Source organism: Rhizobium sp. SJZ105 (assembly GCF_007828365.1).
GTDB lineage: Bacteria > Pseudomonadota > Alphaproteobacteria > Rhizobiales > Rhizobiaceae > Agrobacterium > Agrobacterium tumefaciens.
This window is the reverse complement of sequence record NZ_VIUP01000015.1, coordinates 24,241-50,449: the sequence shown is the minus strand read 5'-3', so window position 1 is coordinate 50,449 and position 26,209 is coordinate 24,241. Positions and strand designations below refer to the sequence as shown.

The window sequence follows — 26,209 nt, the reverse complement described above, 5'->3', positions numbered from 1 at the left end:
TCATGGCGATGCCCGCTATTCGCTTCGAGAGGCTGGGACAGGTTTTCGAGACCCGATCCGGACGCACTGAAGCTCTGCGCGACGTCAGTTTCGATGTGGCACGGCATGAGTTCGTCTCGATCCTCGGTCCTTCAGGGTGTGGGAAATCGACCTTGCTGCGCATGATCGCCGGCCTGCTGAAGCCGACATCTGGCTCGGTGGAGGTTTTCGGGCTGCCGGTAGAGGCTCCGCGTGACGATATCGGCATCGTTTTTCAGAAACCGACGCTGCTTCCTTGGGCCACCGTCGAAGACAATGTCGTGTTTCCCGTCCGCCACAAGACCGGCCGGGTCACCGCACAGGAGCGCGAGCGCGCGTGTGAACTCCTGAAGATGGTCGGGCTCTCCGGGTTCGAGAAACGCCTGCCGGACGAGTTGTCTGGCGGCATGCAGCAGCGCGTCGGTATCGCCCGCGCACTGCTGATGGATCCAGATATCCTGCTCATGGACGAACCCTTCTCAGCCCTGGATGCGCTGACGCGCGAGGTGATGGGCTTCGACCTTCTGCGTATCTTTTCCGAGCGCCCGAAGACCGTGGTCTTCATCACGCATTCGGTCAGCGAGGCTGCCCTACTGTCCGACCGGGTATTGGTGATGACCGGCAGACCGGGTTCGATCCTGACCGAAGTTACCGTTCCCGTGGGCCGGCCGCGTGGCCCTGAAACTACAAAGGACAAGGCGATCCATGACCTCTCCAACCACCTCCGCGATCTCCTCCTCACCCGCCACGCGGCTTGAGGTCATGCAGACCCGCACATCACCATTTGCTTTACTCAAGCAGGTGCTCGCGTGGCCGGGCATCATGACCGCTGCGGCTCTGATCGGCGCCGTGCTTCTGTGGGAAGCGGCGGCGCGGCTCCTGTCGATCCCCACCTATCTACTTCCACCACCGAGTGCGATCCTCGGCTCGTTCTCTTCTATTGGCCTCGAACGCTGGATGGGCCACATCGTCGCAACGCTGCGGGTGGCGCTGATCGGCTACGCGATGTCCATCGTCATCGCCATTCCGCTCGCGGTCGTCATGATGCGCTCGCCGTTCCTGTCGCGAACGCTCTATCCGCTGCTCGTCGTCGTGCAATCGACGCCAGTGGTGGCGATCGCGCCGATCATCATCGTGGTGCTCGGGGCCGGCGATGCACCACGCATCGTCATCACCTGTCTCATCACCTTCTTTCCGCTTGTCGTCTCAACCGCAACGGGCCTTGCGGCGACGCCGCCGGAGCTGATTGAACTATCGCGAAGCCTGCGCGCCTCGGGCTTTCGCGAAATCACCCAGATTCGCCTGCCCTTTGCGGTGCCTTACATCTTCTCGGCCTTGAAAATCTCGATCACGCTCGCCGTCATAGGTGCCGTCGTCGCGGAATTCTGCGCCTCGGAAGTGGGCGTCGGTTACTTCATCCAGCTTTCGACCTCGCTGTTCAAGCTGCCGCAGGCCTGGGCCGGTCTGTTGGTGCTGGCCACTATCTCGCTGCTGCTGTTTCAGGCCGTAGTGCTGACGCAGAAGCTTTTCTTTCCCTGGAGCCTGCCGAAGAGCAGCTGATCCCATCCGGAGTAGAAGCAGTCGGGCCCTGCCCGGACATTGCTCCTCAACCGCCGGCTCGCCGGCATTCACCTAAGGAGAATGGTATGAATATCCAGACCGACACACTTGCAGAACTCGCCAAGGAAGCAACCATCGGCGACATGGGCACGACCGTTGATCGGGAAATCCCCGTCATCGACCTTTCCGACTTCGATAACCGCAAGCATGAGATCGCCGATGCACTCTGGCAGGCCTCGATCGATATCGGCTTCTTCCAGGTATACAACCACGGCATCGCTCAGGAAGACATCGACGCGGCCTTCGACACGGCATGGACGTTCTTTGAACTGCCGGCGGAGGTGAAGGCAAAAACCCCGATGCCGAAGGGCATCAATGCCGGCTGGGAATTCAAGGCGCAGGTTCGTCCCTCAACCGGCACACCGGACAACAAGGAGAGCTTCCAGCTCACCCGTCCAGATATGATCCGCCTCAATCTCTGGCCGAGCGAAGAAGATCTTCCAGGCTTTCGAGAAAAGATGCTCCGTTTCGAGAGACAGAACTGGGAGCTGGGTATGCGCATCCTCTCCTGCTTTGCGCTGAAGATGGACTTTGCCGAGGATTTCTTCACCAAGGCACATGATCCGTCATCGGAAGAATACCAGTCGACATTGCGGCTGATCCACTACATGTCGATGGAAGACGCCAAACCGGAAGATTTCCAGTCCTGGCGAGCCGGTGCGCATTCGGACTTCGATTGCCTGACGATCCTTCACCAGAAGGAAGGCGAAGGCGGGCTGCAGGTATGCCCGGGCAAGGATGCGGAACTGAAGCAATGGACCGACGTTCCGCCGCGCAAGGGTTACATCACCTGCAACATCGGCGACATGCTGATGCGCTGGTCGGACGATCAGCTGCAATCGACGTTGCATCGGGTACGCATGCCGCGTGAGGGCGAATACATGGGGCGGCGCCTGTCGCTGCCTTTCTTCTGCCAGGCAAACCGCGATGCGGTAATGCAGGGTCCGCTCGGTAAATACGAGCCGATCACCGCCGGCGAGTACCTGACCCGCCGCATCAACGCCAATTTCGCCAAGAAGTGACGTTGAAGATGGTCCGGTGCGGTGACATCGTGGAACAGTCAATCCGATTCCCGTCAGGCAACGGACCCATCATGCTTCATGGACGCGCGCTGCGCTATATCGACGAAGTTGCCCGACAGGGCTCCATCCGCAAGGCGGCGAAGACATTACATGTCGCCGCCTCTGCGGTGAACCGCTATATCCTGGAAATTGAAGAAGAGCTGCAAGCGCCGATTTTCGAGCGTCTGCCACGCGGATTGAAACTGACCAGCTCCGGTGAAATCCTCATCCAGCATATTCGCGAAACCCTGCAGGCTCATCAGCGAATGCGTGCGCAAATCCAGTCGCTCAAGGGATTGAATCGCGGCGAGGTGGTGATTGCGACGATGGCGACACTTGCTGCCGGCCGGATCGCCGAGATCGTTGCGGCCTACCGTGAAAAACATCCGCAGGTCAGCCTGCGGATCATGGTGGGCGACCGGACGACTGTCGCAGAGATGGTGGCGCTCGGCCAGGCCGATCTCGCCATCGCCTACAACCTGCCCGACGATACCCGGCTGCAACGCGCCGCGGAATTCCGTCACGCGCTGGGCGCGGTCGTCGCTCCCACCCATCCGCTCGCAATCCGCAGCACCGTGCGCATGTCCGATTGCCTGCTCTATCCGCTGGTTCTGGCGGATCGATCATTGTCGCTCCGCGAGGTCGTCGAGGCGACAGCCCCGGCGCGGTCCACCCTCGTTCCCGTTGTAGAGACCAATTCGATGGAACTGATGAAACGCCTTGCCCGGACAGCGCCTCACATCACGTTCCTCAACAGACTCGATGTGGATCGCGAGACTGCGACCGGCGAACTGGTTTTCATCCCGCTGACCGGAACCGGCTCGTTGCAACGGCTCAATATCCTCCACCGCGCCCGCGGCTCGCTCTCGCCTGCCGGCAGCCATTTCATGCAATTTGCGCAGGAGCGTCTGCTTGCCTCATTCGACGAGAGCTGACTGCCCGGCACCCACCCGATAGAGACCCGCCATGAACGATATTTCCCTGTTTCCCAGCCTTGCCGCCCGTTTGGCGAGACCCGAGCGCCTTCGTCTGGCAAAAGCGCGCGTGCCGGTCGCCCTGCTTGCCGATGACGTGCCTGATTTTGCCGAGGTGGACCGGGACGGCTCGGCGCTCGTCGACATGCTGATCGAGAACGGCAGGATTGCGGCCATAATGCCCACCTTTCTCGACAGTGATGAAGATACAGTCGCACTCGACGGCCGCCATGTCTGGCCGCTGCTGATTGACGCGCATGCCCATATCGACAAGGGCCACACCTTGGGCCGAGCGCCCGATTCCGGAGGAACGCATCCTGGCGCGCGCGCGGCAACCACGGCGGACCGTCTCGCCCACTGGGACACCGATGACCTTCTGCGGCGGATGGAATTCGGCCTTGCGACGGCTGACGCCCACGGCGTTGCAGCCATCCGCACCCATCTCGACAGCCACGAGGGACAGGCGGAAATCACCTGGAATGCTTTTGCAAAGGTGCGCGAGCGCTGGAAAGGCCGCATCACCCTGCAAGCCGCCGGCCTCGTGCCACTTGATGCCTACAGCGACGATTATGGCGCGCGTCTTGCCGATATCGTTGCCGACCACGGCGGCCTACTGGGTGGCGTCACCCGTGCCTCCGGCGGAACGCATGGGGCAGGCCTCGATGATATCGACCTGCTGCTTGATCGGCTGTTCTTGCTGGCGAAGGAGCGGGAACTGAATGTCGACCTGCATGTCGATGAGGCCGCGCAAGCCGACGCTTTACCGCATGTGGCGCGTGCTTCCATCCGCCATGGCTACGAGGGGCGCGTGACCTGCGGCCACTGCTGCTCGCTTGCGCTTCTGGGCGAGCAGGAACTACGCGACACGATCGCGCTGATCGCGGATGCCGGCATTTCGATCATCACGCTGCCAACCGTCAACATGTATCTTCAGGACCGCATAGACGGTCGCACCCCGCGCTGGCGCGGGGTCACGCCGGTACAGGAACTGCGGGCGGCGGGCATTCCGGTGGCTGCGGCCGGAGATAATTGTCGTGATCCCTTCTTTGCCTATGGCGACCATGACATGCTGGATACCTGGCGGCAGGCTCTACGTATCCTTCATCTCGACCACCCTTACGCGGATGCAGCCGCGCTTGCCGGCCCCGCACCGGCCCGCATCATGGGCATTGACGCCGGCACGATCAGCGTGGGGCGCCCGGCGGACCTGATGATCCTGGAGGCCTGGAGTCTCGATCAGGTGATCGCCCGCCCACACGCCGATCGCATCATTCTCCGCAAGGGGATTCTCACCAACAGGACATTGCCCTCCTATAGTATGCTGTCCGATTTTCAAACGGTGTAAGTCGGGCGCTGCTCATGCTTTTTCCTTCCTACCATGTCCATTTCAAGGAGCTGACAGGCTCAAGTCCCATGCAATATGTGAAGGCGATGCGGCTCCATGAAGCGAGACTGATGATCGCCCGCCAGACTGGAACAATTGCAGAGGTGGCGGCGTCAGTGGGCTATGTCAGCCCGGCGCAATTCAGCCGCGACTTCAGACGGCATTTCGGGCGTACCGCATCGGAAGAAGCGAAGTGGGTCCGGCATCACCTGGGCGAACAGGTTTGACCATTGCCCCTCATCGTTCTCACAATCGATCGACCGTCAGAACACAACACGTCATTGTAAAGCAGCTTGAAGGGCGGCCTTGCAACGAATGAGGGTCGTGTCGAAGACGGGAACGCCTACGTTATCCTGGTTTAACAGCATACCCACCTCGGTACAGCCGAGGATAAGACAGTCGCAGCCTTTGTCGGCCAGGTGCTGCGCAATCCGTTCATAGGTCAAGCGGCTCTCCTCGCGAACGATGTCGCGGCACAGCTCTTCATAGATAATACGATGGGTTTCTGTTCGATCATCAGCTTCAGGGATCGTTGGCGACAGCCCCTGAGCGATGAGGCGGTCGGTGTAGAAGGTCTGCTCCATGGTGAAGGCCGTTGCCATCAAACCCGGCCTCCGGAAACCGCGGTCAACGATAGCGGTTGCAGTTGCGTCCGCGATGTGCACGAAGGGAACCGACACCCCGCCCACGATCTTGTCCGCCACCTTGTGCATGGTATTTGTCGCCAGGATGAGGAGGTCGGCACCGCCGCGCTCCAGCGCGATAGCATGTTGATTGTGGATGCGGCCCGCCGCTTCCCAATCGGAGGATGCCTGCAACTTTTCGATTTCGTCGAAGTCGACAGACCGTATGAGAAGCTCGGGAGAATGAAGTCCCCCCAAGCTCTCGCGGGTAAGCCTGCAGAGTTCTCGGTAATAAATCTGGGTTGACGTCGCGGACATTCCGCCAAGTATGCCGATGGTCTTCAAATGTTTCTCCATGTTCATACGTTAGGTCTGTTACCGCTCAACGGGCGCTTGAGCAGAAACCAGGCCACCCATAAGACGACGATGGATTCCCGAAATGCAATACGTCCGCAGCCCGCATGCCCACCATAGCGGTGAGGCTGCGGATACAATACCTCAGGCCAGGGAGCAGCGAGAGATCAAAGCGACCCGCTACCCGAAGCATTACTGTCGAGCGTCTTTCTATCGGCTGCCAATCGAGAATGAAGTTGATCGATTGCGCGTTGGAAGATGGCGGGATCGTCGAGCGCCCGGGAGAGGACGATCGCGCCTTGGATAGAGAGAACGGCGTCCTCCGAGAGGAGGCGCGCCTGCTCAGCGTCACGGCCTTGCCGGACGAGCGCTGCTTGCAGAGCGTCCACCCAAGCGACGAAGTAACGCCGGATAGCTTGAGCGAATAGGTCTCGGGTGTTGGTAACAGCCAAAGCGCCGACGAGACAGACGCGCCTGCCCGACCTGAAGTATTTCGCGGTTTCATCGAGCATAGCCGTGATCGCGGCGTTGGCATCGTCTCCGTCTCGCAATGGAGAATAGACGGAATCTTCAAACCATTGCTCGATTTCGACGAGCACAGCCTGCACCATTTCCTCCTTCCCATTCGGGAAGAAGTGGTACAGGCTGCCCTTGCCCAGGCCGGTGGCCTTGCCGATCAGGGCAAGGCTCGCACCTTCGTATCCATGCTCGCGAAATACTTCGGCCAGGGAGGCGACGGCGTCGGATTTTTCAGCGACCATGCGGGCCATGATCAGAGGCCCAGATCGCTGAGGCTTGCGTGGTCGTCCGGACGACGGCCGAGCGGCCAATGAAACAAGCGATCGCTTTCAGAAATCGGCATTTCGTTGATGCATGCGTGCCGGTGCGCCATCAGGCCGTCCTCTGCGAATTCCCAGTTCTCGTTACCATACGCGCGGAACCACTGGCCGCTGTCGTCGCGATATTCATAGGCGTAACGTACAGCGATGCGGTTGCCGGTGAAAGCCCAGAGCTCCTTGATGAGGCGGTATTCATGCTCTTTGTTCCACTTGCGCTCCAGAAATGCCTGGGCTTCTTCGCGGTTGGTGGCGAATTCGACGCGGTTCCGCCAGCGGGTGTCCAATGTGTAGGCCAAGGCGACCTTGGCGGCATCGCGGCTGTTCCAGCCGTCTTCGGCCAGACGGACTTTTTCGATTGCGGTTTCGCGTGTGAAAGGGGGGAGCGGAGGACGTGACATGTTGGTTTTCCTTTGTAAATCGTTGCTTTGTACTGCTTGGTAAACTCTTGACTGATTGGTACAGTAGCTACAGCGATTTTGGGTGTCAACGATTTTTTTAAGGCGTTGCGAATTTTTTCCGGCGGACTTTTCTGGTCGCGAACCGACGGCGCCGGCGTTCAAACTGGCCAGACCAGTGCCGGCAAAGCGTGCGGCCGCGCCCTGGGTGATGGTTTTCGTGGCGAAAGGGGTGAAAACCCAGAAAGACACTGTCCGTGCGGTCACCACATTTCTGCGAAATTGGGCCTCCCTCGAACACGAGATGTGGGAAGGTAGATGGCGACTGACTCCGCGTCGCTGCGGATTGTATCCAACCGAGTAGCGTCGCTCCATGATCTGCCGAGGCCCATCGCGCCTAAGCGCGTCGCTAACCACCGATATGGTCATGGTGCTCTTCGGGCCGCGAAATCAGGAGAGATAGCTTCTAGAAATCCAGATGCTATCCGGATTAGTGATCAATGGGCTGAGGGCCCAAACGATGATCCGAGGATTTGCCGAAGTGTCCAGACCACCACATCGGGAGACTAAACCCACCTGGTCCGAAGCCTAGTTCCTAAGTACTCATGATAACGCTGCCAGCAAAAGGAGATTTTAGATGGGCGATGTCAGTCCAACAGTAAGCATAACAACCGGCGTAGATCACATCGGGCTAACCGTTATCAACTTGAGCGCTTCCCTCGCTTTCTTCACGAACTGCCTCGGTTGGAGGTTATTCGGCGAAAAGCCTGACTATCCAGCAGCGTTCGTTACAGACGGCCACCTCAAAGTGACACTTTGGCAGGTTAGAGATCAATCTCACTGCCAAGGTTTCGACCGTCACCAAAATGTTGGGCTTCATCATCTTGCGCTGAAGGTGCGGACCCTCGAGGACCTTCATCTGCCCTATGACAAGACAAGAGAGTGGCCCAATGTTAGTACTGAATTTGGTCCAGAGCCGTCTGGTGCCGGGCCAAAAATCCACTTCATGATCTATGAACCGGGCGGTTGTCGGATGGAGTTTTCTTGGGATCCGCGGTGACCCATGATTTTCCATGATCGGGTCTTCGTCGATCCGAAAAACCTGGCGAGCCTGATCTCGGTTGTTAATCGGACCACGCATCTGGCATCTCGCAACAGCCACGCGGGCAAGCCGGTGCAATGCGTGGTCGAGTGGGTTGAAAGCGGAATACCTGCTGGAGGCCCCGCATCCCACGTTCGCTGGCCCAATTGCGGTCGCGCCAGTTTTTGGACGTGAACCTACGATTATTCAGGCCGAAACGAACATTTTCCACCAATGGGCTCAAATTGAAGGAGGCTGACGTGCACCGTCAGCCCATCCAGCCGGAGCCGGAAAGCGAATTCGCCATAAAAAGAAGCCCGGCGCGCAGTTGTTCGCGATTGATAACGCCGCCGAGGCATACCCGGACATGCTCGTCAGGTGTGCCGAGAACGGTAAATGCATCCGACGGCATCAAGCCAATATGGCGCCCTGCCATACGCCCCATCAGTTCTGCTCTGCTCGCCCCCTTTGGCAGCTTCAGCCAAATGTTGAAGGCCTCCGGCTCACCTTCGATGTCCAGCCCCAAAAGAGTATCGATCGCGATCTCGTGACGAACAGCGCTTTCCGCACGGACAAACCGGCGAATGGCATCTGCCGTCCCGTCCTCGATCCACCGTGTCGCCAGCGCCATGCAAATTGGCGACGGCATGACAGCGCTGGCCCGTAATGCCTGGGCGAGAGAATAAGAGGCTCTGGCGTTAGGGGAAACCGTGTAGGCGAGGCGCAGACCTGCGCCGAGGCATTTCGCGAGGCCGCCGATATGCCAGGTGAGGTCGGGAGCAAGCGTAGCAAAAGGTACGGGCGCCGTTGCGGGAATGAAGCCGTATGCATCATCCTCTATCAAAGGCAGTCTATGCCGCAGGATAACCTCGGCGATCTCCATTCGCCGCTCGCGTGGAATGGTCAGCGTCGTTGGATTATGGACCGTAGGATTGAGATACAACGCTTTCGGTTGATGTAAATGAATAGCCGCGTCAAGCGCATCGGGCAGAACGCCGGAAGCGTCCATCGCAATTCCGACGAGTTGCAATCCCATGCGGGCTGCGATCGCCCGCAAACCGGGATACGTCACCGCCTCGCACAGGATGACATCGCCCGGCCTGGTCATCGTCGAAAGAAGCGCTGTCATCGTCGCGTGCGCTCCCGGGGTGATCGCGATCCGCTCGAGACTTGGCACCATCCCCCTCTTCGACAGCCATGAAGATGCCGCGGCCTTATCCTGCTCTCCGCCGGTCGTCGACTGGTAGCGGAGAAGGGAAATAAGGTTTGCTGAAACAGTCTGCAGCCCTTCTTGCATTCTCGCCACGAGATCCGGGTCCTGCGGCTCGGGAGGCATGTTCATCGACAGATCCTCGTCCCCGGCGCGGCGAGGATCGAGACGATGCTCCTCTTTCGGGCGGCCGAGTGCAAAGGTACCTCTTCCGACGTGGCTCTCCACGAGACGTCTGGCATGCGCCTCGGTGTAGGCGCGGCTGACTGTCGTAAAGTCGATCTTGAGACGCTCGGCGAGCCTGCGTTGTGGCGGCAATCGATCACCAGCGGCGATATCGCCTCGCTTGATCGCCAGTTCGATCGCATCCGCAATCTGAAGATAGCGAGGCTTTCCGTCAGCACGAAGTTCAGGGAGCCACTTTAACATTTTAGATGACCTCAAATATTTATTGTTTCACATTGTATGGATAACTCGAGGCGTATTCAAGTGTTGATTTGACGACGCATCCTCGATCATAAGTTGAGCATAAACGCTGATTTTCGAGCTATTATTTGGGCAAAACGTATGTTCGTTGTGCAGAATTACGTTTCATCAAAGAAATATTGTATGCATAATGAACTGCTTATTGATTCATACAATTTCGTTCGTATCGTTTCTGCATCAACCCCGCGTAAGGAGATGCAGATATGCCTGAAGTAACGCAGCCGCCACATAAGGATGGTGACTTCTTTGTCGATTACGAGTCCAAGGTTTTCGAGGATGTTAAGGCCGAACTCGGTGAGAAGGCGCTCGTAACCTTCCACACGGTGGCGTTCGAAGGCTCCATCGGGCTTGTGAACATTCTCAATGCCATTCGCTTGCAGCGGAAAGGCTACGAGACTTCGATCCTTCTCTACGGTCCGGGCGTGACACTGGGGATCCAGCGAGGCTTTCCCAAGCTCGGAGACGAAGCCTTTCCCGGTCACCTGAACTTCAACAAGAACCTCGAGCGCTTCATGAAGGAAGGCGGCAAGGTCTACGCATGTCGCTTCGCACTTCAGGCACTCTATGGGCACGGCGAACCGGCTCTGATCCCCGGCATCATCCCAATCCTGCCCCAGGACGTGCTGGACTGCGTGCTTCTGCACAAGAAAGCCAACGCCCTGATCATCGACACATGGACCGTCTGATTTGACCTCGGCACCCCGTTCCGCAGCGAACGGGGTGCTTCGTTCCAGGTAATGCGAAGGAGCCAGTCATGCCCAAAACAGTACGTGCCGCCGCCGTCCAGATCGCGCCCGACCTAACCTCGCGCGCCGGCACTGTCGAGCGGGTCCTGAATGCGATCGCCGAAGCCGCAGACAAAGGCGCGGAGCTGATCGTATTTCCCGAGACGTTCGTGCCCTGGTATCCCTATTTCAGCTTCGTTCTGCCACCTGTTCAGCAGGGTCCGGAGCACCTGCGGCTTTATGAGGAAGCGGTCACGGTGCCATCTGCGGAAACACGGGCTGTCGCTGACGCCGCGCGCAAGCGCAATGCAGTCGTCGTCCTTGGCGTGAACGAACGCGACCACGGCTCCCTCTACAATACCCAACTCATCTTCGACGCGGATGGCAGCCTGAAACTCAAGCGCCGCAAGATCACGCCGACCTATCACGAGCGGATGATCTGGGGCCAAGGGGACGGCGCCGGCCTGAAGGTCGTTGATACTGCCGTCGGTCGCGTGGGCGCCCTGGCTTGCTGGGAGCATTACAATCCTCTCGCACGCTATACGTTGATGGCCCAGCATGAGGAAATTCACGCTTCTCATTTCCCAGGCTCACTTGTGGGCCCAATATTCGGCGAGCAGATCGAAGTCACCATGCGCCACCACGCGCTGGAATCAGGTTGTTTCGTCGTCAATGCCACCGGCTGGCTGAGCGAAGAGCAGATCGCCTCCATTCATCTGGATCCCGCCTTGCAGAAGGGTCTGCGCGATGGCTGCATGACCTGCATCATTACGCCTGAAGGCCGCCATGTCGTGCCGCCGCTGACCTCCGGCGAAGGCATCCTGATAGGCGATCTGGACATGCGGCTCATTACCAAGCGCAAGCGGATGATGGATTCGGTCGGACACTACGCACGGCCCGAACTGCTGCACCTTGTCCATGACACGAGGCCTGCACGCCCACGCGAGCAGATCGGCCTTTCAGACGATTTTTCCAACGCAGAGCAAAGCAAGCCATTTGAGGAGGCTCAGGATGCGTGAATTACAATCCATAGATCCGGAACTCATCAACGATCTCCAGACACGTGGAATGCGCCTCGTCGATCCGCGCGCTGGCCACGAGAGTAGGCGCGGCGGCGCAGGCCCCTCAGATCATAAGGCAGTCAATTTCGGCGATACAACCGTCATGGTGCCGGTCCATACCGCACCTGCATTCGACAGCCCCTATCTGGTGGAGGCACCTGATGCCGACGGCCGGGCGCGCATCACCAGGGAAGGCTCCGAAATCGCACGAATTCGGTTCCCCAATCGTCCGCGATTTTACGATCTGACGACGAGTGATGGCATCCCCTACAACAAGATCGCGGTTCTTCATTCTCGTGACGTGCTTGCAACCACAATCCTGCAAACCTGCATCCGTTACGAAAGCCGCAAGAAGACCTGTCAGTTCTGTTCGATCGGCCAAAGCTTGGCAGCCGGTCGGACCGTCGCGCACAAGACGCCAGCACAGCTTGCGGAAGTGGCGAAGGCGGCCGTCGAACTGGATGGCGTCAAGCACATGGTGATGACCACCGGCACCCCGCCGGGCAAAGATCGTGGCGCCGCCGTGCTGGCGGAGAGTGCCCGCGCCGTGAAGGCGGTCGTGGATCTTCCCATACAGGTTCAGTGCGAGCCTCCGGAAGACGACGCATGGCACGAGCGGATGAAGGTTGCTGGCGCGGATGCGTTGGGAATGCACCTCGAAGCGGTGACGCCGGAGGTTCGGGAGCGGATCATGCCGGGCAAAGCCAGCGTTCCGCTTGAAAAATACTTCTCCAGCTTCGAGGCTGCAGTCAAGGTGTTCGGGCGAGGACAGGTCTCCACCTATATCCTCGCGGGACTGGGTGATACGCGTGAAGCAATCCTCAACATGTCGACGCGGCTTGTGGCCATGGGCGTCTATCCGTTCGTCGTCCCCTTCGTGCCCATCTCCGGCACACCCCTCGAGAGCCATCCCGCACCAAAGGCCGATTTCATGGCCTCCATTCTCTCGCCCTTGTCTCAGATCGTCATCGACGGTGGGCTGAAGGCGTCCGACATCAAGGCGGGCTGCGGCAAGTGCGGCGCCTGTTCCGCCCTCTCGACCTATGAGAAACTGAGGATCCCCGCATGAGCCTGATGGATCACTCCGCCTTCATAAGCCCGGAGTTCCTGATCCGGGCAGCATCCGAGCCTTGGGAATTTCAGGGTGTATCTCGTCTCCGTTACCGAGTGTTTGTCGACGAGCAGCGCATTTTTGTCGGCGATGACCGCGACGAAATCGACAAGACAGCGATCCCGCTTGTGGCAATCTCCACATTGGCGGCCGAGCCTGCGGAGGTCGTGGGCACTGTCAGGATCCATGAACCAGCACCCCGCATCTGGTGGGGATCGCGCCTTGCGGTCGATCCCGCATATCGCAAGGTCGGAAGGTTGGGTGCGGAGCTGATCCGGCTTGCGGTGAGTACCGCGAATGGCCTCGGGTGCAGTGAGTTTCACGCCCATGTCCAGCTTCAGAATGTACCCCTATTTCGGCGCCTGCATTGGGAGCCGCAAGGAGAAATCGACCTGCATGGCGTGCGCCACATGCACATGCTGGCCTCCCTCTCGCACTATCCCCCGACATTCGACCCGACCGTCGGTTGGTCCGCCAGAGCGCGGAGGTCATGATGGACCTTTATGCCTTGGCGGCAGCACTGGCAGCCCACCCGTCTATTCGCAGCAAACTCGACATCGCGGCGACGACACGTGCGCTTTCGCTATCCTCCGGAACACCTGGAATGCCTGGCGACGACGCCGCGGCAATTCCAGCCCTGGACGGCACTTGGGATTTGCTGGCAGGGGAAGGTTTTATGCCGCAGTTCGTGCAAGACGATCCGTGGTTCGCCGGGTGGTGCGGCGTGATGGTGAACCTCTCGGACATCGCAGCCATGGGAGGGCGTGCGACCGCGCTGCTCGATGCCGTTTGGGCACCGGACGCGGCGTCTGCCGAGCCCCTGCTTAGCGGCCTAAGGGATGCAGCCATGGCCTACGGCGTGCCGATCGTCGGCGGGCACACCAATCTACGCAGCCCCGAACTCAATCTTGCAGTCTCCGTCACGGGTCGCGCGAACCGGCTTATCTCGAGCTTTGCAGCTATGCCAGGGGATGCACTCATTGCCGCGATCGATCATCGGGGACAATACCGGCCACGCTTCGATAACTGGTGCGCGGCCCTCGATGCACCTCACGAGAGATTGCGCGGCGACTATGAGCTTCTGCCGGAGTTGGCTGATGCAGGTCTTGTCGATGCCGGAAAGGACATCAGCCAAGGCGGGATCGTAGGCACGGCACTTATGCTGGCGGAATCTTCCCGTTGCGGTTTCGAGATCGAGTTGGCTGACATCCCGCTTCCGGAAGGTGTTGCAGTCGACCGCTGGCTGCGCAGCTTTCCGAGCTTCGGCTTTCTCCTTTCGGTCCGGCCGGAACTGGCAGACGAGGTCTGCGGCGTGTTTGCGGCGCGCGGCATCAGCGCAGCTGCCATCGGTCATGCAACAGACAGCTCTCGGATCGATCTAACGAGCGATGGCACCCGGGCATCGTTCTGGGACTACGCGGCAGCCCCCTACATCGCGCTCGCAAAGGAGATCGCCCATGCCTGAAGTACGCTTCACCATTCGATGGCCTGATGGGACGGAGGAGAGCTGCTACTCGCCTTCGACCGCCATTACGCGCCATCTCGAAGCCGGATGCACCTATCCCCTGACCGAATTTGTCGAACGTGCCCGCACCGGTCTGAACGAGGCATCGGACCGCGTCGCAGCGAAATTCGGCTTCGCCTGCTCCTCAGCACTCGATCAGCTCGCACAGATCGAAGCCACGGCCAACAACCAGCCTGCCGATTCTCAAGTCACCTGTCTCTCGATGTCATGAAAGGGTTTGTTATGACCGACGACACCGTACCACACACACCAGTTCTCATCATCGGAGGCGGCCAGGCTGGCCTTTCGGTCAGTTGGTATCTCATGCAGGAAGGTATCGAGCATGTCATTCTTGAGCGCCATCAACGGTTCGAGAGTTGGCGCAATAATCGCTGGGACAGCTTCTGCCTGGTCACGCCGAATTGGCAGTGCCGGTTGCCCGGCTGGCACTATAAAGGCGCGGATCCTTACGGCTTCATGCTTAAGAATGAAATCGTAGACTATCTGGATGGCTTTGCAGAAAGCTTCAGCCCACCTCTGCGCGAAGGCGTGGACGTCACGCATGTCTCGCCTCGCGACGGTGGTGGTTACTCAGTCGAGACCAGCTCCGGCAACATGACCGCAGACCAGGTGGTTGTTGCAACGGGAGGTTACGACAACCCTATTGTGCCTCCCTACGCAGGCGATCTGGATCCCTCCATTCTGCAGATGCATTCGCGCGATTACCGGCGCCCCTCTCAACTACCGGACGGCGGGACACTGATTGTGGGAACAGGGCAATCCGGCGTTCAGATTATGGACGATTTTCATCTTGAGGGTCGGCCCGTTCACCTCGCTGTCGGTCCGGCCCCGCGCAGCCCGCGCAAATACCGAGGTCGGGACGCAACCGACTGGCTGTACGAAGCCGGCACCTACGCGGTCACGATCGATCGACATCCAGATCCGATCAAAGCCTTGACCCAGACAAACCATTACATGTCCGGGCGCGATGGCGGGAAGGAGATCGATCTGCGCAAATATGCGCTGGAGGGCGTGCGCCTATACGGATCTGTCGCGGGTGCTTCGGGCACAATGATGACGTTCCTGCCGGACCTCGAAAAGAACCTCGATGACGCTGACCGGAGCTATCTGGGCATTCGCAAACAGATCGACGCCTGGATCGCCGCGCAGGCAATCGAGGTTCCAGAGGAGCCCCCGTTTGAAAAGGTCTGGCGCCCCGCTCAAGAAATCACCGAAGTTGATCTGGCGGAGGCAGGCGTAACGTCGATCATCTGGGCGATCGGATTCCGGCCTGATTATTCCTGGCTGAAGGTCGATTGTCTCGACGAACGCGGCAAACCGCTTTTCAATCGCGGGGTCACTAAAGTGCCCGGCCTGTACTTCATCGGTCTTGGGTGGCTGAACACCTGGGGATCTGGACGCTTTCTGGGCATTGATGAGGACAGTCGCTATCTGTGCGAGCAGATCGTTGGCCATCAGAAGAACAAGCTGGCGGCATGAGCACCCTTACTGTCTCACGCTCTCAGACGTCCGGTCTTGAAGAAAGACATGTCCTCGGAATGGCGGAAATGGGCTATCGCGGCCTGTCGGAGCAATGGTTGAAGCGACGGGCCGGCGATTTGCACTGGCAGCTCATCGCACGAGCCATGGGGCAGCGGGAGGCTGTCTTTACCTGCTCAGATGGCGAGCCGCTTTATGCGGCTTTCTGCGCAACCAGCGTCAAACTCGCAAGGCCCGAGCTACCTCGTCTCGGCGGGCAGTTGACCCTATCTGCAGACCTCTACCGCGTCGGTCATGGGCGCTTATCGTCCCTTCTCACAATCAGCGCAGATGGCGTCGAGGTGGGGCGGATGGTTTTAGTCTCGATGTTCGTAGGGCGCACAGAACCGGGCGTTAATCGCTCGGTCGTCCGCCGGAGCCCACGAGCGCTGGCGATGCCGCCAGAGGCCCCTCTCGCAATTCGCCGCGTTGCGGAGCATTCGTCAGTCGTAGCGCGCGACATCCGTAACCAAGCCTTCATGCGTGCCAGCCTGCCGGAAAGGCAGCGTGTTCTCCCGTGCCCGGCGACGGATTTCAATGCTGCCGGCCTTCTCTATTTCCCAAGCTTCAGCGCTTTGGCAGATCGAGCGTTGTTTCAAGCGGGCGAGACGCAGATCGGTATGCTTGCGTCACGACATGTAATCTATCTTGGCAATGTGGAGCCGGGAGAGTGGACAGATATTAGTTTTCGAAGGCTACCGTTGGGTCATGATGTCGCTCTGTTCGGCTCGGACGAAAGACCACTCGCTCTGATGCGGGTCCGTTTTCGTCACAACAGATAGATCGACCTTCCCCTCGAAGGCCGGGTAGCAAGCGGGCAACATCTCGCCTTGAAAAGGATCTGCACCTACGACCCGCAGCCGTAAAGTCCCAACCGACTGATATATTGATATTTTCTTCTAACGACTGCGGCTGGAGGGTCTTTCATTGCAAACTGTCAGAAAACTGCATATATTTCTGACAGGAGAATGACCATGCTACGACTGACAACACAGATCATGGCCCATGCGGAACAGCTGCCCGAAGGAACGGCGCTTTCGGCGAAGGTCTTCCTGCATCTGGGAAACCGTGCGGCGGTAGACCAAGCATTGTCACGTCTGCATGAACGCGGCGAGCTCGTTCGGGCAGGTCGTGGGGTCTATCTGAAGGCGATCAAAAGCCGCTTCGGAATCCGACCGCCGACGGTCGAGCAGGCCGTAGAAGCTGTTGCGCACCAGCGTGGTGAGGTGATCGTTTCGAATGGTGCTGCCGCTGCAAACTCGCTGGGACTGTCCACTCAGGTGCCGATCCGGTCCGTCTTTTTTACATCCGGCCGCAGCAGAACCATGACTGTCGGCGGCCAGACGGTCGAGTTGAAGCATGTACCACGCTGGCAACTCGCCCTGGGGAACAAGCCTGCCGGCCTAGCTGTGCGCGCGCTGGCCTGGCTTGGTCCGGAAAAGGCCGAAGAAGCACTTCCGAGCATCAAGCGGACGCTTTCCGCCGAGGCGTTCGGCGAACTCGTTGCCGCCGCCCCTCAGTTTCCCAGCTGGCTTGCCCGCAGTGTAGGAAAGGCCGCTTATGGCTGAACAGTTTTTGCAACTCTCCCGAGACGATCGGAGAGACGTTCTTGCGATCGCCGCGGAGAAAGTCGGGCGTCCGATACACCTCCTGGAAAAGGACGCATGGGTCGTCTGGGCTCTGCAGACCCTCTATGGGACGACGCTCGGCGAGCACCTCGTTTTCAAAGGTGGCACGTCCCTCTCTAAAGCATACAAGGCCATCCGCAGGTTTTCGGAGGATGTCGACCTGACCTACGATATTCGTGAGCTCGCTCATGATCTCGTGGGCGAGAATGATGAGGCGTTACCGAAAACCAGAAGCGAGGAAAAGCGCTGGACGAGCGAAGTCCGCAAACGTTTGCCCGTCTGGGTATATGAGACTGTCAGCCCACTCATTGTCGATGCGATCAACGCACAGTCGCTTCCGGCCATCGTCCGTGTCGAGGCCGACAAGCTCTTCATCGACTATGAAGCAGTTGCCGGCGGATCCGGCTACGTCGCTCCAAGCGTCATGCTGGAGTTCGGGGCTCGATCTACGGGAGAACCGGCAAGCGTTCGCGACATTGCATGCGATGCTGCAGGCCTTGTGGATGGCATCGAATTTCCCACCGCGAAACCTCGGGTCATGCATGCCGAACGCACCTTCTGGGAAAAGGCGACGGCGATCCACGTCTTCTGCCTGCAGGAACGGCTGCGCGGGGAGCGCTTTTCACGCCACTGGCACGATATCGTTCGTCTTGACGATATCGGCATCACCAACAGCGCAATCGCTGCTCGCGACCCAACCAAATCGGTGGCGCAACACAAATCCATGTTTTTCGCCGAGAAAGCGGCCGATAGAACGCCGATCGACTATGAAGCGGCCGTGGACGGTGGGCTGCGGCTTACTCCTTCCGGCGAAGGAAAGGCAGCTCTCGAACAGGACTACGCCCGGATGCTTGAAGACGGCCTTCTTCTCGATGAGGCCGAGACTTTCGATGAACTCCTCGCTCGATGCGAGAAAATTCAAGATAAGGCCAATGCTGGCGGCTGATTGAGGCGTCGCTGGTGCTGGCAAAGCGCGCAGTGTTTTGGCGCTGGCGCGCTAAGGCGCTATCCTCTCTTGGCTCGGTGGATAGCCGTATTTATGCGTAAACGATCTGGAAAAGGCCTCGGCGCTACCAAACCCGACAGCAGCGGCAACTGTTTTCACGCTCCGGCCTGAACGCAGTTGCACCTGCCCAGCGCAAGACGCCAATCCGTCAGATAGTATACGTCGCTGCCCTTCAACCCGATAAGGGCGAAAGTCTGGCGGAGATCAGCAGCCGCTTTCCCATGGGCATCGATTCGAAGATACTTGATGATAAGAGGTTCGTTCCCAATCCAGCGAGCTATCATGAGATGATCGGCGCGTACCTTCCGCGCGACGTCACCGATTTCATGGCTGCGTCGGCCAAACCGATGCGGGTGGATACATTCCAGATGCGGTTCCAGAATGCTGCCTGGCATGACAAGCCTTCGTTCGGCATCGTGACCACCGAAGACAAGGTCCTCTCACCCGACTTTCTGCGGTGGATGTATCAGCGCACGGACACGAGGGTGACGGAAGTGAAGTCAAGTCATATGGTCTACATGTCCCACCCGCAGGGAACCGCGGATGTCATTCTTTGAGGCTGTCAGTTCGGTACAGTGACGACAGGCAAACCACGGTGTAGAACGGCTTTGATTTAAAGTCCCTGTTACCGAGCGCGTGTTGCTGTACCCGACCTACTTAAGATCGGGTACAGCGTTTCGGTGGCTCCCTAGACTTGCCGCAAGCCGCCGTCAACGCACAGTTCCGCGCCGGCGATGTAGCTCGCATCATCGCTCAACAAGAACAGGGCGGCTGCAGCCACTTCCGAAGGCCGTGCCATACGACCCATTGGAATCGGAGCGACAATTGCCGCGCGTGTGTCTTCCGCGACAGCGGCCATCATATCCGTATCCGTTGGGCCGGGTGCAACGACGTTGATCCGAATACCTTTGGGTGCGAGTTCTGCCGTCCAGGTTCTGGCATAGGATCGGACAGCTGCTTTGGTTGCGCAGTAGGTTCCATAAGCCGCATAGCCCGCGTTCCCGGCTATGGACCCGATGAGGACGACTGAGCCGCCTTTTCTCATCGCGGGGAGCGCTGCCTGGAGGCCGAACACCATCCCCCGGACGTTGATGTCGAAGTGGCGGTCGAAGTGCTCCGGCGTAATCTCGGCGATCTGAGAAGGCTCGGAAAGACCTGCATTCAAAACAAGCGCGTCGATACGACCGTATCCTTCTCGGACTTTTCCGACAGCAACCACCATGTCTTCCGGAGTGCTGGCGTCAGCAGTAATACCAACCGCGCCATTGCCGATGCCTTTGGCGGCCTGTTCAGCATCTTCACCTCTACGACTGGTGATGAAGACGTTTGCGCCTTCGGCAGAGAGACGTTCAGCAATCGCCAGGCCGATACCCTTTGCGCCCCCGACAACCAAGGCCGCTTTGTTATTCATTCGAGCCATCGTAAATCCTTTCACTAAATGGTCTCGTCATGATATATGTCGTAAACCTGATATCAATTACGCACCTGGAATAGCCTAGATATGGACGAGTATACTGACCTGGACGCCCTCTCTCATCGTGCGCTTTGCGACATGGCGCAGGTTCGCCCGGTGCTCGACAAGATCGCTGATAAATGGACCATCTTGATCCTGACAGTAATCTGTCCGAGACCTGCGCGTTTCAACGAACTCAAGCGGCGTCTCGATGGGATCACGCACAAGGCTCTGGCCGATGCCCTGAAGAGACTTGAGCGGAACGGTCTTGTCACGAGAACGGTACTCCCGACGCAGCCGATTGGCGTGGAATATGCAATTACTCCACTAGGCCATTCACTACGGGAGCCGTTCGAAGCTTTATGCTTATGGGCAGAGGCCAACGGCGGCAAGGTCGAGGCCGCCACGCGGAGCTATGACACCACTGGAGATCGTCGCTGACGGCATTCCTTTGTCCGCTTCCTGCGCGAAGCTTCCGTAGCCTCTGCCTTGACGGGATTCGAACCAGCGACCCTATCGGCATTGGTGAGCCACGAAACTGCTAACGCTTTACGCAGAAACGCCAATTGCTAATCCGCGCAGGTCCCGAGGATCGGCGACATCAGCTTGATGTGGGCATCAACCCGTTCCAATACTTTATTGGGGAGAACAGCTCGTTCAGGCAGAGACCACCAAGACTGGTTGACGCGCTCCACCGTCTCCATAACAGCCTTCAGCACAGCGGCTTCCGGCATTCGCGCACGATGAGCGAAGACTTTCCATCGCTGGGTGTTCATTGCCTTGAACGGCCTTTCACCGGCCAGCGACAGTGCCATGGCATCCGACGGAATGTATGGGACGGTCGATAGCACATCATAGACTGGGGCGAGTGCAGGCTTGTCGCCCTTCCCATGATAAATCAGCGACCAATTCTTGAGGTGCATGTCGCCATTTCCTGTCAGCACAGCCAAAGCCAGTCGTCGGACGAACTCGAGGGCTGCCGCTGAGGAAACGGCGACCCCAAGAGCCACAGCGATATCATGATAGGCGGCACCCTCATATTTTCGAGAAGGATAGACGCCGAATACCTGAGCGAAATCTTCGATATGGACGCGCTCACCACCGGCTACCCGATCGAAACGTTTGACGAGAAGTACTTTGCCGTCGGACAGCGTCTCAAACTCCGCCGGAATACCCTCGAACTGCGATTGCTCCACGAGCTCGCGTTCCGGCACTTCCATTCCAATCGCTTCGGCCAATGCGAGATTTGCAAGTTCGTTTTCCGGGACAGCGGGGAATGATGTCGATGGAAATTTGGCGATATATGAACCCTGCTCGTCGCCTAAGGGGATCGTCAGACCGCCACCCTTTCCTGTGTTCTTGATGACAGAAAGTTTCATCTGCACACCGGCGAGCGAAAACCGGGCCTTTGGTCTCGGGGGTGTCAAACCCTCATTACGAACAACGGTGCCTTCGCTCGGCACAATTCGGACAGCCCCCGGCAGATCCGATCCGAGTGCTGCAAGCAAATCGAAATCATTTCCTGCCCGCACGCTACCTGAATGGTGCTTCTCCATCGCCTCGCGCAGTTTATCCTCTGGAAGAAGGTTCGCAAAGAACGGTGGCAAAGCCCTCGCGACAGGCTTCGGGTCCTTCCGCAACCCCCCATGTGCCGCGCGAAATGACAGACTGAGCACTGGGAAACCACCCGTCTGTCGATAGCTCTCCTCAAAGCTGAACGCGTTGAAGTCTCCCGGCGTCCTCACGATCATGCCTACCTTCAGGTCATTCAGCAGCACGTCCAGCGAGGTTACAGATCTTGGATCAAGAGGCGCATCAGACATTGCCATCACCATCAGGACTGGCGATGAAAGCAGGAAGGTCATCTTCGGCGCCACCTGGCTGCAGCAAAGCTTCAACCGCCGGGACCATCGCCTGCGGGATGAGCATCAGTTCCAGACCAAGCGCACGACCGATGTTGATCAGTGTGGTCGTACGGGCAGCGCTGGCTCCGGCCTCAATCTCGCGGTACCGCGGACGCGATAGACCCGCCATATCCGCAACCTTCTCCTGTGTGAGGCCCAAAGCCTTGCGTGATGTCTTGAGCAGCCGCCCTATCGCCTGAAGAGCCTCCGAATCCGACTTCATATGATACCTTAACAATTCATCTTTCTCAGTATGATATGTTTACGTATCTCACAGCATCTGCTCAGTCAAACTAAATGCCGCTAATAGGGATCATATCAGACTAAAAGATCTTCTTACAGATCAATTTTGTTTCCTCTACCGATAGGACGTTAGGCAATCTGGGCGCGGAAACTGGAAGCACCCCCGCAATACACCCTTGTTTAAAAGTCCGCTCCTATCCGCCTGGCAACATGCCTGCCTAGCAGGAAGACAAGGCATGAGGATTGGCTTCATCGGGGCCGAGCACATCAGTAAGGCACTGGCCCGGCTTGCAGTCGCGAACGGACATACCGCGACGCTCAACAATTCGCGCGGACCAGAACCCCTGCGCGAGGCAGCGGCCGAAATTGGTTGTCAGGCCGCTGTTGTATCCGACGTGCCCTCGTCCAGCGATGTGATGGTTCTCACACTGCCGTTCGCAGCTTGCACCGCAGTTCCTTGATGGCAAGATCGTCATCGATGCGAACAAGTACTACCCGGATAGGGATGGAAGTATCGATGCGCTCGACCGGCGCGAGACGAAAACGTCGCAACTGATCGCAAACCATTTCCAAGCGGCGACGATCATCAAGGCGTTCAAGGCCATTCTGGAGAAGACCTCCTCGATCCTGTTGCACTTCCAAACAGAGCCAAGTGTGCCTTGCCGATTGGGGGTGACGATGCCGCCAACAAGGTGATTGTGACCACCCTACAAGCGGACTTCGGGTTCGATACTGTAGACGTCGGCCCCCTCGCTGATAGCTGGCGTTTTGAGCGGGCCAAGCCCGCTTACTGCATCCCGCTCGACAAGGACGGTGTCATTGCGGCACTCGCTGCGGCGGAACGGGATAAGGAACCCCCAGAGGGGTCGTGGAGGCGACAGCCCGACAAGGGGCGGCTCAACGAAGAGGCCGCCACTTGAATTCGCGATCTTCGGAGTGAAAATGTTAGGTGCACTCTTTGTCCGATATGGGCGAAATTGGACTTTGCTCGAACTCGTTTCGCTTTAAGTAAGCGCGAAAGCGCTTGACCTCAACCCGCCGATTAGAGAAGCGCCGCATCGCGGAAGGCGGGACCGACTACCCCGGCGAAAACGCTCCATCAACTTCTGCTTATGCGGCTTCGCTCATAGCAACCCGGCCCAGTTCCGCCGATAGCCATGGATCAACCGACAGATCTCGCTGCCCACAACGCCCTCGGATATCCACTATCGTCGCTGAGTTGAAGACGTTTCCATCGTCAGGAGGCGTCTTCCCGAGTGCCACCGTCGTCAGGCAGGCAGCTTCATCTGCTTGCGCAGGCTCTTGTCGAACGCGCTTGCGGGTACGAAGCGTCGCAGGAAATGCAGTTGCCGCGCCGCCTTGGTGGCGGGGTAGCGCAACTTCGGCGACTTTACTGTCGCCGCCTTCACGACGGCTTCCGCGACAAGCTCCGGCGCATCGCCTGCCTTGATGGCACTGTTCCACACGGCTTCCGTTGTCTTGCGGCCCGCATCGTAGACGCTCGTCATGCGGTCGGGCTGTTTCGCGTTGTGGTCAAGCGCCGTGTTCGTAAAGGCAGGCTCGACCAGGAGGACCCTGATACCGAGCGATCTGACTTCGTGATCGAGAGACTCCGAGTAACCTCGACGGCATGTTTCGTGGCGGTGTAAAGCGCGCTGAACGGCCTGGGAATGAAGCCAACCACCGAACTGATGTTTATGATGCGCCCGCTACGCTGCCTGCGCATGATCGGTAGGACCTCGTTAGTCGTCCGGACGATCCCGAAGACGTTGAGATCGAAAATAGCCTGCGCCTGTTCAACGGATGATTCCTCGGCGCCACCGATGAGGGCCCCGCCCGCGTTGTTAACGAAGATGTCGATACGGCCAGTGCGGCTGACGACTTCGGCGACCATTGCAGCCACCGAAGCGCTGTCGGTCACGTCGCATTCAAGCATCGTGATCCCCGCGACCGTCCCCGTCCTCGCCTTCCGACTTGTTCCAAAGACCTGGTAGCCGGCCGACACCAGAGCCTTGGCCGCGGCAAGACCGATCCCGGATGCCGCGCCAGTGACGACGGCGACGCTACGATTGTTCGTGTTCATTTCAATTCCTTTCGTTCGCCCGATACAGGGCGGTGTTGATGGCGCGGGAGTTGCAAGGGGTCCCCGCGAGGTCGAAGTGTCATGAGTTGGAGCGGTATCGCGCGGCGGGTTCGGAGTTGCTAAAGCCTGCGGCCAAGACGCCACGCGCCTGCTCGAAGGCATCCCATGCGGCGACGTCGGGCACGGGCGGGATCGTCACCAGCTCCTTCCGGTCAAACCCGATCAGCGCCGCGTCGACGAGGTCTTCCACTTCCATCAGGTTCTGGACACGGTTGATGTCACCTCCTGCCCGCTCGAAGATTTCCGTACGTGTCGCGGCGGGCAGGACAGCCTGGACGTATACGCCCTTGGAAGAGACTTCTGCGGCTAGGCTCTGCGACATGGTCAGCACATAGGACTTGGTGGCGGCATAGATGCCGTGGGAATATTCGGGTAAAAGCGCCAGCACCGAGGCGATGTTGACGATCGACCCGCTGCCCCGCTCCACCATGCCCGCGATTACCGCGGAAGCCAGTAGCGTCGGAGCGACGACGTTGAGACGAAGCAGTGTTTCCATCGCCGCAGGATCGGCCGACGTGAATCCGCCGAGCAATCCTGCCCCGGCGTTGTTGACGAGAATGTCGATAGACGGCTCTGCCTTCAAGCGTTCGGCGACCGTGCCGAGTTGCGTCGGGTCTGTAAGGTCGGCCGTGATGTTCTCGACGGCGATGCCATATGCCAGGCTAAGTTCGGCGGCCAGCGTTTCGAGGCGATCGGTCGCCCGGGCGACGAGAACGAGGTCATGTCCCCGAGCGGCTAGCCGTCGTGCGTAGACGGCGCCGATACCGCTGGACGCTCCGGTAATGAGTGCGATGGTCATAGAGGTTCCTTCCGTCGGTCGCGTGACGGCCGATAATTGGTGGCATGAGGAGACATGGGGTTTGCGGGCTCAGCCGCGATGCTTGATGTGAAGCATGGGATAATGCTCGTAGTGGCCAGCGCCGTTTTGCACGATCGGGTCAAGCGAGGTCAGCGCCTCGATATTTTCGTCGTCTTCAATCTGATAAAGCGAGACGCCGTAACCGCCAGCGGGGTCCATGACAGGCCCGTGCGCCACGATTTTACCTTCCCCGAGAAGCCTGTCGAGATAAGTGCCGTGCTGGCCCATCCAGGTCTTTTCGTCGGTCGTCATCGTGGCGAGGAAATCCGGGCGCGGGGGTATGTATTTGCAGAGATAGAACTTCATCGTCGTCTTCCTGATGGGGACTGGGCACTGGCTGTTTTCGACGGCCAACAGAAATTTACGCTGGAATGTCGATGGATAAAGGGTTACTATCATTTTAGGAGTAAGTCACTATCAAAATGAGATCCACATGAAAAATCTTTCGAACCAGCCATGCCTCATTGCCCGGAGCCTTGCTCTCGTAGGCGATGCATGGAGCATGCTGATCATGCGCGACGCCCACGCCGGGTCCACGCGGTTCGACGAGTTTCGCAAAAACCTCGGAATTGCGCCGACACCGCTGGCGACACGTTTGGCTGCCATGACGGAAGAAGGACTTCTCGAAAAGCGCCGCTACTCGGAACGCCCACCTCGCGACGAGTATGTCCTCACCGATGCAGGGCGGGACTTTTTCCCGGTCCTTTTCGCGCTAGCGGCCTGGGGCGGAAAGCATCGCGGCGGTGGCGAGTTCACCCGCTTCTTCGATGAAGGCTTGGGCACGGAAATCGAGCCGGTGATGATCGATAGAACCACGGGCGAACTCATCGGGACGCGTCCCATCAAGATCGTGATGCCTGGCTGACGTCGATCTATGGCGATCTTTTCACTTGGTGTTTCCGCATGTCACCGCTTGGTTGAGCGCACGGCGGCCCTCACAAGCACGTCGGTCGAGAGCAGTATCGTGGACACGAGGGCTGCGACCGAC

31 protein-coding genes and 2 pseudogenes are annotated in these 26,209 nt (G+C 58.8%); 22 read left to right on the top strand and 11 right to left on the bottom strand.

The features are described from left to right. Positions 1 to 2: 2 nt before the first annotated feature. From FB593_RS24835 to FB593_RS24810, 6 genes and pseudogenes are all read left to right on the top strand, one after another. Positions 3 to 776, top strand: a complete 774-nt coding sequence (locus tag FB593_RS24835) for an ABC transporter ATP-binding protein (protein ID WP_145167187.1) — start codon at positions 3 to 5, stop codon at positions 774 to 776. Between the two features lie 4 nt (positions 777 to 780). After that, positions 781 to 1,578: an ABC transporter permease gene (locus FB593_RS24830; protein WP_145167198.1), complete on the top strand. Its 798-nt coding sequence runs from the start codon at positions 781 to 783 to the stop codon at positions 1,576 to 1,578. 86 nt (positions 1,579 to 1,664) lie between these two features. Beyond that, positions 1,665 to 2,660, top strand: coding sequence for an isopenicillin N synthase family dioxygenase (locus FB593_RS24825; protein ID WP_145167186.1), 996 nt, complete (start codon positions 1,665 to 1,667; stop codon positions 2,658 to 2,660). Positions 2,661 to 2,662: 2 nt separating this feature from the next. Then, entirely contained in the window at positions 2,663 to 3,634 is a 972-nt protein-coding gene (locus FB593_RS24820) for a LysR family transcriptional regulator (RefSeq protein ID WP_145167185.1), read from the top strand. A 31-nt stretch (positions 3,635 to 3,665) separates the two neighbouring features. Further along, a complete protein-coding gene (locus FB593_RS24815) occupies positions 3,666 to 5,018 on the top strand; it encodes a cytosine deaminase (RefSeq protein ID WP_145167184.1) in 1,353 nt (450 codons plus the stop codon). Positions 5,019 to 5,032: 14 nt separating this feature from the next. Beyond that, positions 5,033 to 5,284 (top strand): annotated as a pseudogene (locus FB593_RS24810) (helix-turn-helix domain-containing protein); the annotation flags it as partial. A gap of 51 nt (positions 5,285 to 5,335) precedes the next feature. On the opposite strand, the gene FB593_RS24805 reads toward FB593_RS24810, so the two are convergent. The 3 genes from FB593_RS24805 to FB593_RS24795 all read right to left on the bottom strand — a co-directional run bounded on the left by FB593_RS24805 (position 5,336) and on the right by FB593_RS24795 (position 7,271). Then, the gene (locus FB593_RS24805) at positions 5,336 to 6,025 is read right to left on the bottom strand and encodes an aspartate/glutamate racemase family protein (protein WP_145167183.1); all 690 of its coding nucleotides are present in this window, start codon (positions 6,023 to 6,025) and stop codon (positions 5,336 to 5,338) included. A gap of 176 nt (positions 6,026 to 6,201) precedes the next feature. Continuing rightward, complete coding sequence (locus tag FB593_RS24800; RefSeq protein ID WP_145167182.1) at positions 6,202 to 6,804, bottom strand: TetR/AcrR family transcriptional regulator; 603 nt, start codon at positions 6,802 to 6,804, stop codon at positions 6,202 to 6,204. A gap of 2 nt (positions 6,805 to 6,806) precedes the next feature. Beyond that, positions 6,807 to 7,271 carry a DUF1348 family protein gene (locus FB593_RS24795; protein WP_003519063.1) on the bottom strand — a complete coding sequence of 155 codons (465 nt, stop codon included), beginning with the start codon at positions 7,269 to 7,271 and terminating at the stop codon, positions 6,807 to 6,809. A 634-nt stretch (positions 7,272 to 7,905) separates the two neighbouring features. On the opposite strand from FB593_RS24795, the gene FB593_RS24790 reads away from it, so the two are divergent. Then, entirely contained in the window at positions 7,906 to 8,328 is a 423-nt protein-coding gene (locus FB593_RS24790; protein ID WP_145167181.1) for a VOC family protein, read from the top strand. Positions 8,329 to 8,617: 289 nt separating this feature from the next. Here the strand turns inward: FB593_RS24790 and FB593_RS24785 are convergent, their stop codons facing one another. After that, positions 8,618 to 9,988, bottom strand: a complete 1,371-nt coding sequence (locus tag FB593_RS24785; RefSeq protein ID WP_038496328.1) for a PLP-dependent aminotransferase family protein — start codon at positions 9,986 to 9,988, stop codon at positions 8,618 to 8,620. Between the two features lie 260 nt (positions 9,989 to 10,248). Here FB593_RS24785 and FB593_RS24780 point away from each other — a divergent pair, with 260 nt between their 5' ends. The 10 genes from FB593_RS24780 (at position 10,249) to FB593_RS24735 (ending at position 18,559) form a co-directional block, all read left to right on the top strand. Further along, positions 10,249 to 10,731 carry an MSMEG_0572/Sll0783 family nitrogen starvation response protein gene (locus FB593_RS24780; RefSeq protein WP_145167180.1) on the top strand — a complete coding sequence of 161 codons (483 nt, stop codon included), beginning with the start codon at positions 10,249 to 10,251 and terminating at the stop codon, positions 10,729 to 10,731. A gap of 68 nt (positions 10,732 to 10,799) precedes the next feature. Next, positions 10,800 to 11,789 (top strand): Nit6803 family nitrilase, encoded by a 990-nt coding sequence (locus tag FB593_RS24775; RefSeq protein ID WP_145167179.1) that lies wholly within the window; start codon positions 10,800 to 10,802, stop codon positions 11,787 to 11,789. Beyond that, positions 11,782 to 12,900, top strand: coding sequence for an MSMEG_0568 family radical SAM protein (locus FB593_RS24770; RefSeq protein WP_003519070.1), 1,119 nt, complete (start codon positions 11,782 to 11,784; stop codon positions 12,898 to 12,900). The genes FB593_RS24775 and FB593_RS24770 overlap by 8 nt, the downstream gene beginning before the upstream one ends. Further along, a complete protein-coding gene (locus tag FB593_RS24765; RefSeq protein ID WP_145167178.1) occupies positions 12,897 to 13,436 on the top strand; it encodes an MSMEG_0567/Sll0786 family nitrogen starvation N-acetyltransferase in 540 nt (179 codons plus the stop codon). The genes FB593_RS24770 and FB593_RS24765 overlap by 4 nt, the downstream gene beginning before the upstream one ends. After that, positions 13,436 to 14,407, top strand: coding sequence for a sll0787 family AIR synthase-like protein (locus FB593_RS24760; protein WP_145167177.1), 972 nt, complete (start codon positions 13,436 to 13,438; stop codon positions 14,405 to 14,407). Before FB593_RS24765 ends, FB593_RS24760 begins: the two co-directional genes overlap by 1 nt. Beyond that, entirely contained in the window at positions 14,400 to 14,678 is a 279-nt protein-coding gene (locus FB593_RS24755; protein ID WP_038496314.1) for an MSMEG_0570 family nitrogen starvation response protein, read from the top strand. Before FB593_RS24760 ends, FB593_RS24755 begins: the two co-directional genes overlap by 8 nt. Before the next feature lie 11 nt (positions 14,679 to 14,689). Further along, on the top strand, positions 14,690 to 15,946 hold the full coding sequence (locus tag FB593_RS24750; protein WP_145167176.1) for an MSMEG_0569 family flavin-dependent oxidoreductase: 1,257 nt from the start codon (positions 14,690 to 14,692) through the stop codon (positions 15,944 to 15,946). Continuing rightward, positions 15,943 to 16,767: a Pnap_2097 family protein gene (locus FB593_RS24745; protein WP_321186321.1), complete on the top strand. Its 825-nt coding sequence runs from the start codon at positions 15,943 to 15,945 to the stop codon at positions 16,765 to 16,767. Before FB593_RS24750 ends, FB593_RS24745 begins: the two co-directional genes overlap by 4 nt. 192 nt (positions 16,768 to 16,959) lie before the next feature. After that, entirely contained in the window at positions 16,960 to 17,553 is a 594-nt protein-coding gene (locus FB593_RS24740) for a DUF6088 family protein (RefSeq protein ID WP_038496305.1), read from the top strand. Continuing rightward, the gene (locus tag FB593_RS24735; protein ID WP_145167175.1) at positions 17,546 to 18,559 is read left to right on the top strand and encodes a nucleotidyl transferase AbiEii/AbiGii toxin family protein; all 1,014 of its coding nucleotides are present in this window, start codon (positions 17,546 to 17,548) and stop codon (positions 18,557 to 18,559) included. The genes FB593_RS24740 and FB593_RS24735 overlap by 8 nt, the downstream gene beginning before the upstream one ends. Before the next feature lie 51 nt (positions 18,560 to 18,610). Here the strand turns inward: FB593_RS24735 and FB593_RS27950 are convergent, their stop codons facing one another. Then, a complete protein-coding gene (locus FB593_RS27950) occupies positions 18,611 to 18,718 on the bottom strand; it encodes a hypothetical protein (RefSeq protein ID WP_321186320.1) in 108 nt (35 codons plus the stop codon). On the opposite strand from FB593_RS27950, the gene FB593_RS27945 reads away from it, so the two are divergent. Further along, positions 18,709 to 19,176: an alpha/beta fold hydrolase gene (locus FB593_RS27945; RefSeq protein WP_414896268.1), complete on the top strand. Its 468-nt coding sequence runs from the start codon at positions 18,709 to 18,711 to the stop codon at positions 19,174 to 19,176. The genes FB593_RS27950 and FB593_RS27945 overlap by 10 nt on opposite strands. A gap of 131 nt (positions 19,177 to 19,307) precedes the next feature. Here the strand turns inward: FB593_RS27945 and FB593_RS24725 are convergent, their stop codons facing one another. Continuing rightward, positions 19,308 to 20,039 (bottom strand): SDR family NAD(P)-dependent oxidoreductase, encoded by a 732-nt coding sequence (locus FB593_RS24725; RefSeq protein WP_145167174.1) that lies wholly within the window; start codon positions 20,037 to 20,039, stop codon positions 19,308 to 19,310. 81 nt (positions 20,040 to 20,120) lie between these two features. Here FB593_RS24725 and FB593_RS24720 point away from each other — a divergent pair, with 81 nt between their 5' ends. After that, complete coding sequence (locus FB593_RS24720; RefSeq protein WP_145167173.1) at positions 20,121 to 20,513, top strand: winged helix-turn-helix transcriptional regulator; 393 nt, start codon at positions 20,121 to 20,123, stop codon at positions 20,511 to 20,513. A gap of 128 nt (positions 20,514 to 20,641) precedes the next feature. Here the strand turns inward: FB593_RS24720 and FB593_RS24715 are convergent, their stop codons facing one another. Together FB593_RS24715 and FB593_RS24710 are read right to left on the bottom strand one after the other, a co-directional pair. Next, positions 20,642 to 21,895 carry a type II toxin-antitoxin system HipA family toxin gene (locus FB593_RS24715; protein WP_145167196.1) on the bottom strand — a complete coding sequence of 418 codons (1,254 nt, stop codon included), beginning with the start codon at positions 21,893 to 21,895 and terminating at the stop codon, positions 20,642 to 20,644. Continuing rightward, positions 21,888 to 22,199, bottom strand: coding sequence for a helix-turn-helix domain-containing protein (locus FB593_RS24710; protein WP_145167172.1), 312 nt, complete (start codon positions 22,197 to 22,199; stop codon positions 21,888 to 21,890). Before FB593_RS24710 ends, FB593_RS24715 begins: the two co-directional genes overlap by 8 nt. Before the next feature lie 256 nt (positions 22,200 to 22,455). Between FB593_RS24710 and FB593_RS27735 the strand changes: the two genes are divergently transcribed. Both FB593_RS27735 and FB593_RS27730 read left to right on the top strand, forming a co-directional pair. Further along, on the top strand, positions 22,456 to 22,680 hold the full coding sequence (locus FB593_RS27735; protein ID WP_210246045.1) for an NAD(P)-binding domain-containing protein: 225 nt from the start codon (positions 22,456 to 22,458) through the stop codon (positions 22,678 to 22,680). Positions 22,681 to 22,917: 237 nt separating this feature from the next. Then, complete coding sequence (locus FB593_RS27730; RefSeq protein ID WP_210246044.1) at positions 22,918 to 23,139, top strand: hypothetical protein; 222 nt, start codon at positions 22,918 to 22,920, stop codon at positions 23,137 to 23,139. Positions 23,140 to 23,487: 348 nt separating this feature from the next. On the opposite strand, the pseudogene FB593_RS24700 reads toward FB593_RS27730, so the two are convergent. From FB593_RS24700 to FB593_RS24690, 3 genes and pseudogenes are all read right to left on the bottom strand, one after another. Continuing rightward, positions 23,488 to 24,302, bottom strand: a pseudogene (locus FB593_RS24700) (oxidoreductase). Positions 24,303 to 24,381: 79 nt separating this feature from the next. Next, complete coding sequence (locus tag FB593_RS24695; protein ID WP_003519125.1) at positions 24,382 to 25,161, bottom strand: SDR family NAD(P)-dependent oxidoreductase; 780 nt, start codon at positions 25,159 to 25,161, stop codon at positions 24,382 to 24,384. Between the two features lie 69 nt (positions 25,162 to 25,230). Further along, positions 25,231 to 25,527 carry a YciI family protein gene (locus FB593_RS24690; RefSeq protein ID WP_003519127.1) on the bottom strand — a complete coding sequence of 99 codons (297 nt, stop codon included), beginning with the start codon at positions 25,525 to 25,527 and terminating at the stop codon, positions 25,231 to 25,233. A gap of 127 nt (positions 25,528 to 25,654) precedes the next feature. Here FB593_RS24690 and FB593_RS24685 point away from each other — a divergent pair, with 127 nt between their 5' ends. Next, the gene (locus FB593_RS24685) at positions 25,655 to 26,086 is read left to right on the top strand and encodes a winged helix-turn-helix transcriptional regulator (RefSeq protein WP_145167171.1); all 432 of its coding nucleotides are present in this window, start codon (positions 25,655 to 25,657) and stop codon (positions 26,084 to 26,086) included. Positions 26,087 to 26,209: the final 123 nt, after the last annotated feature.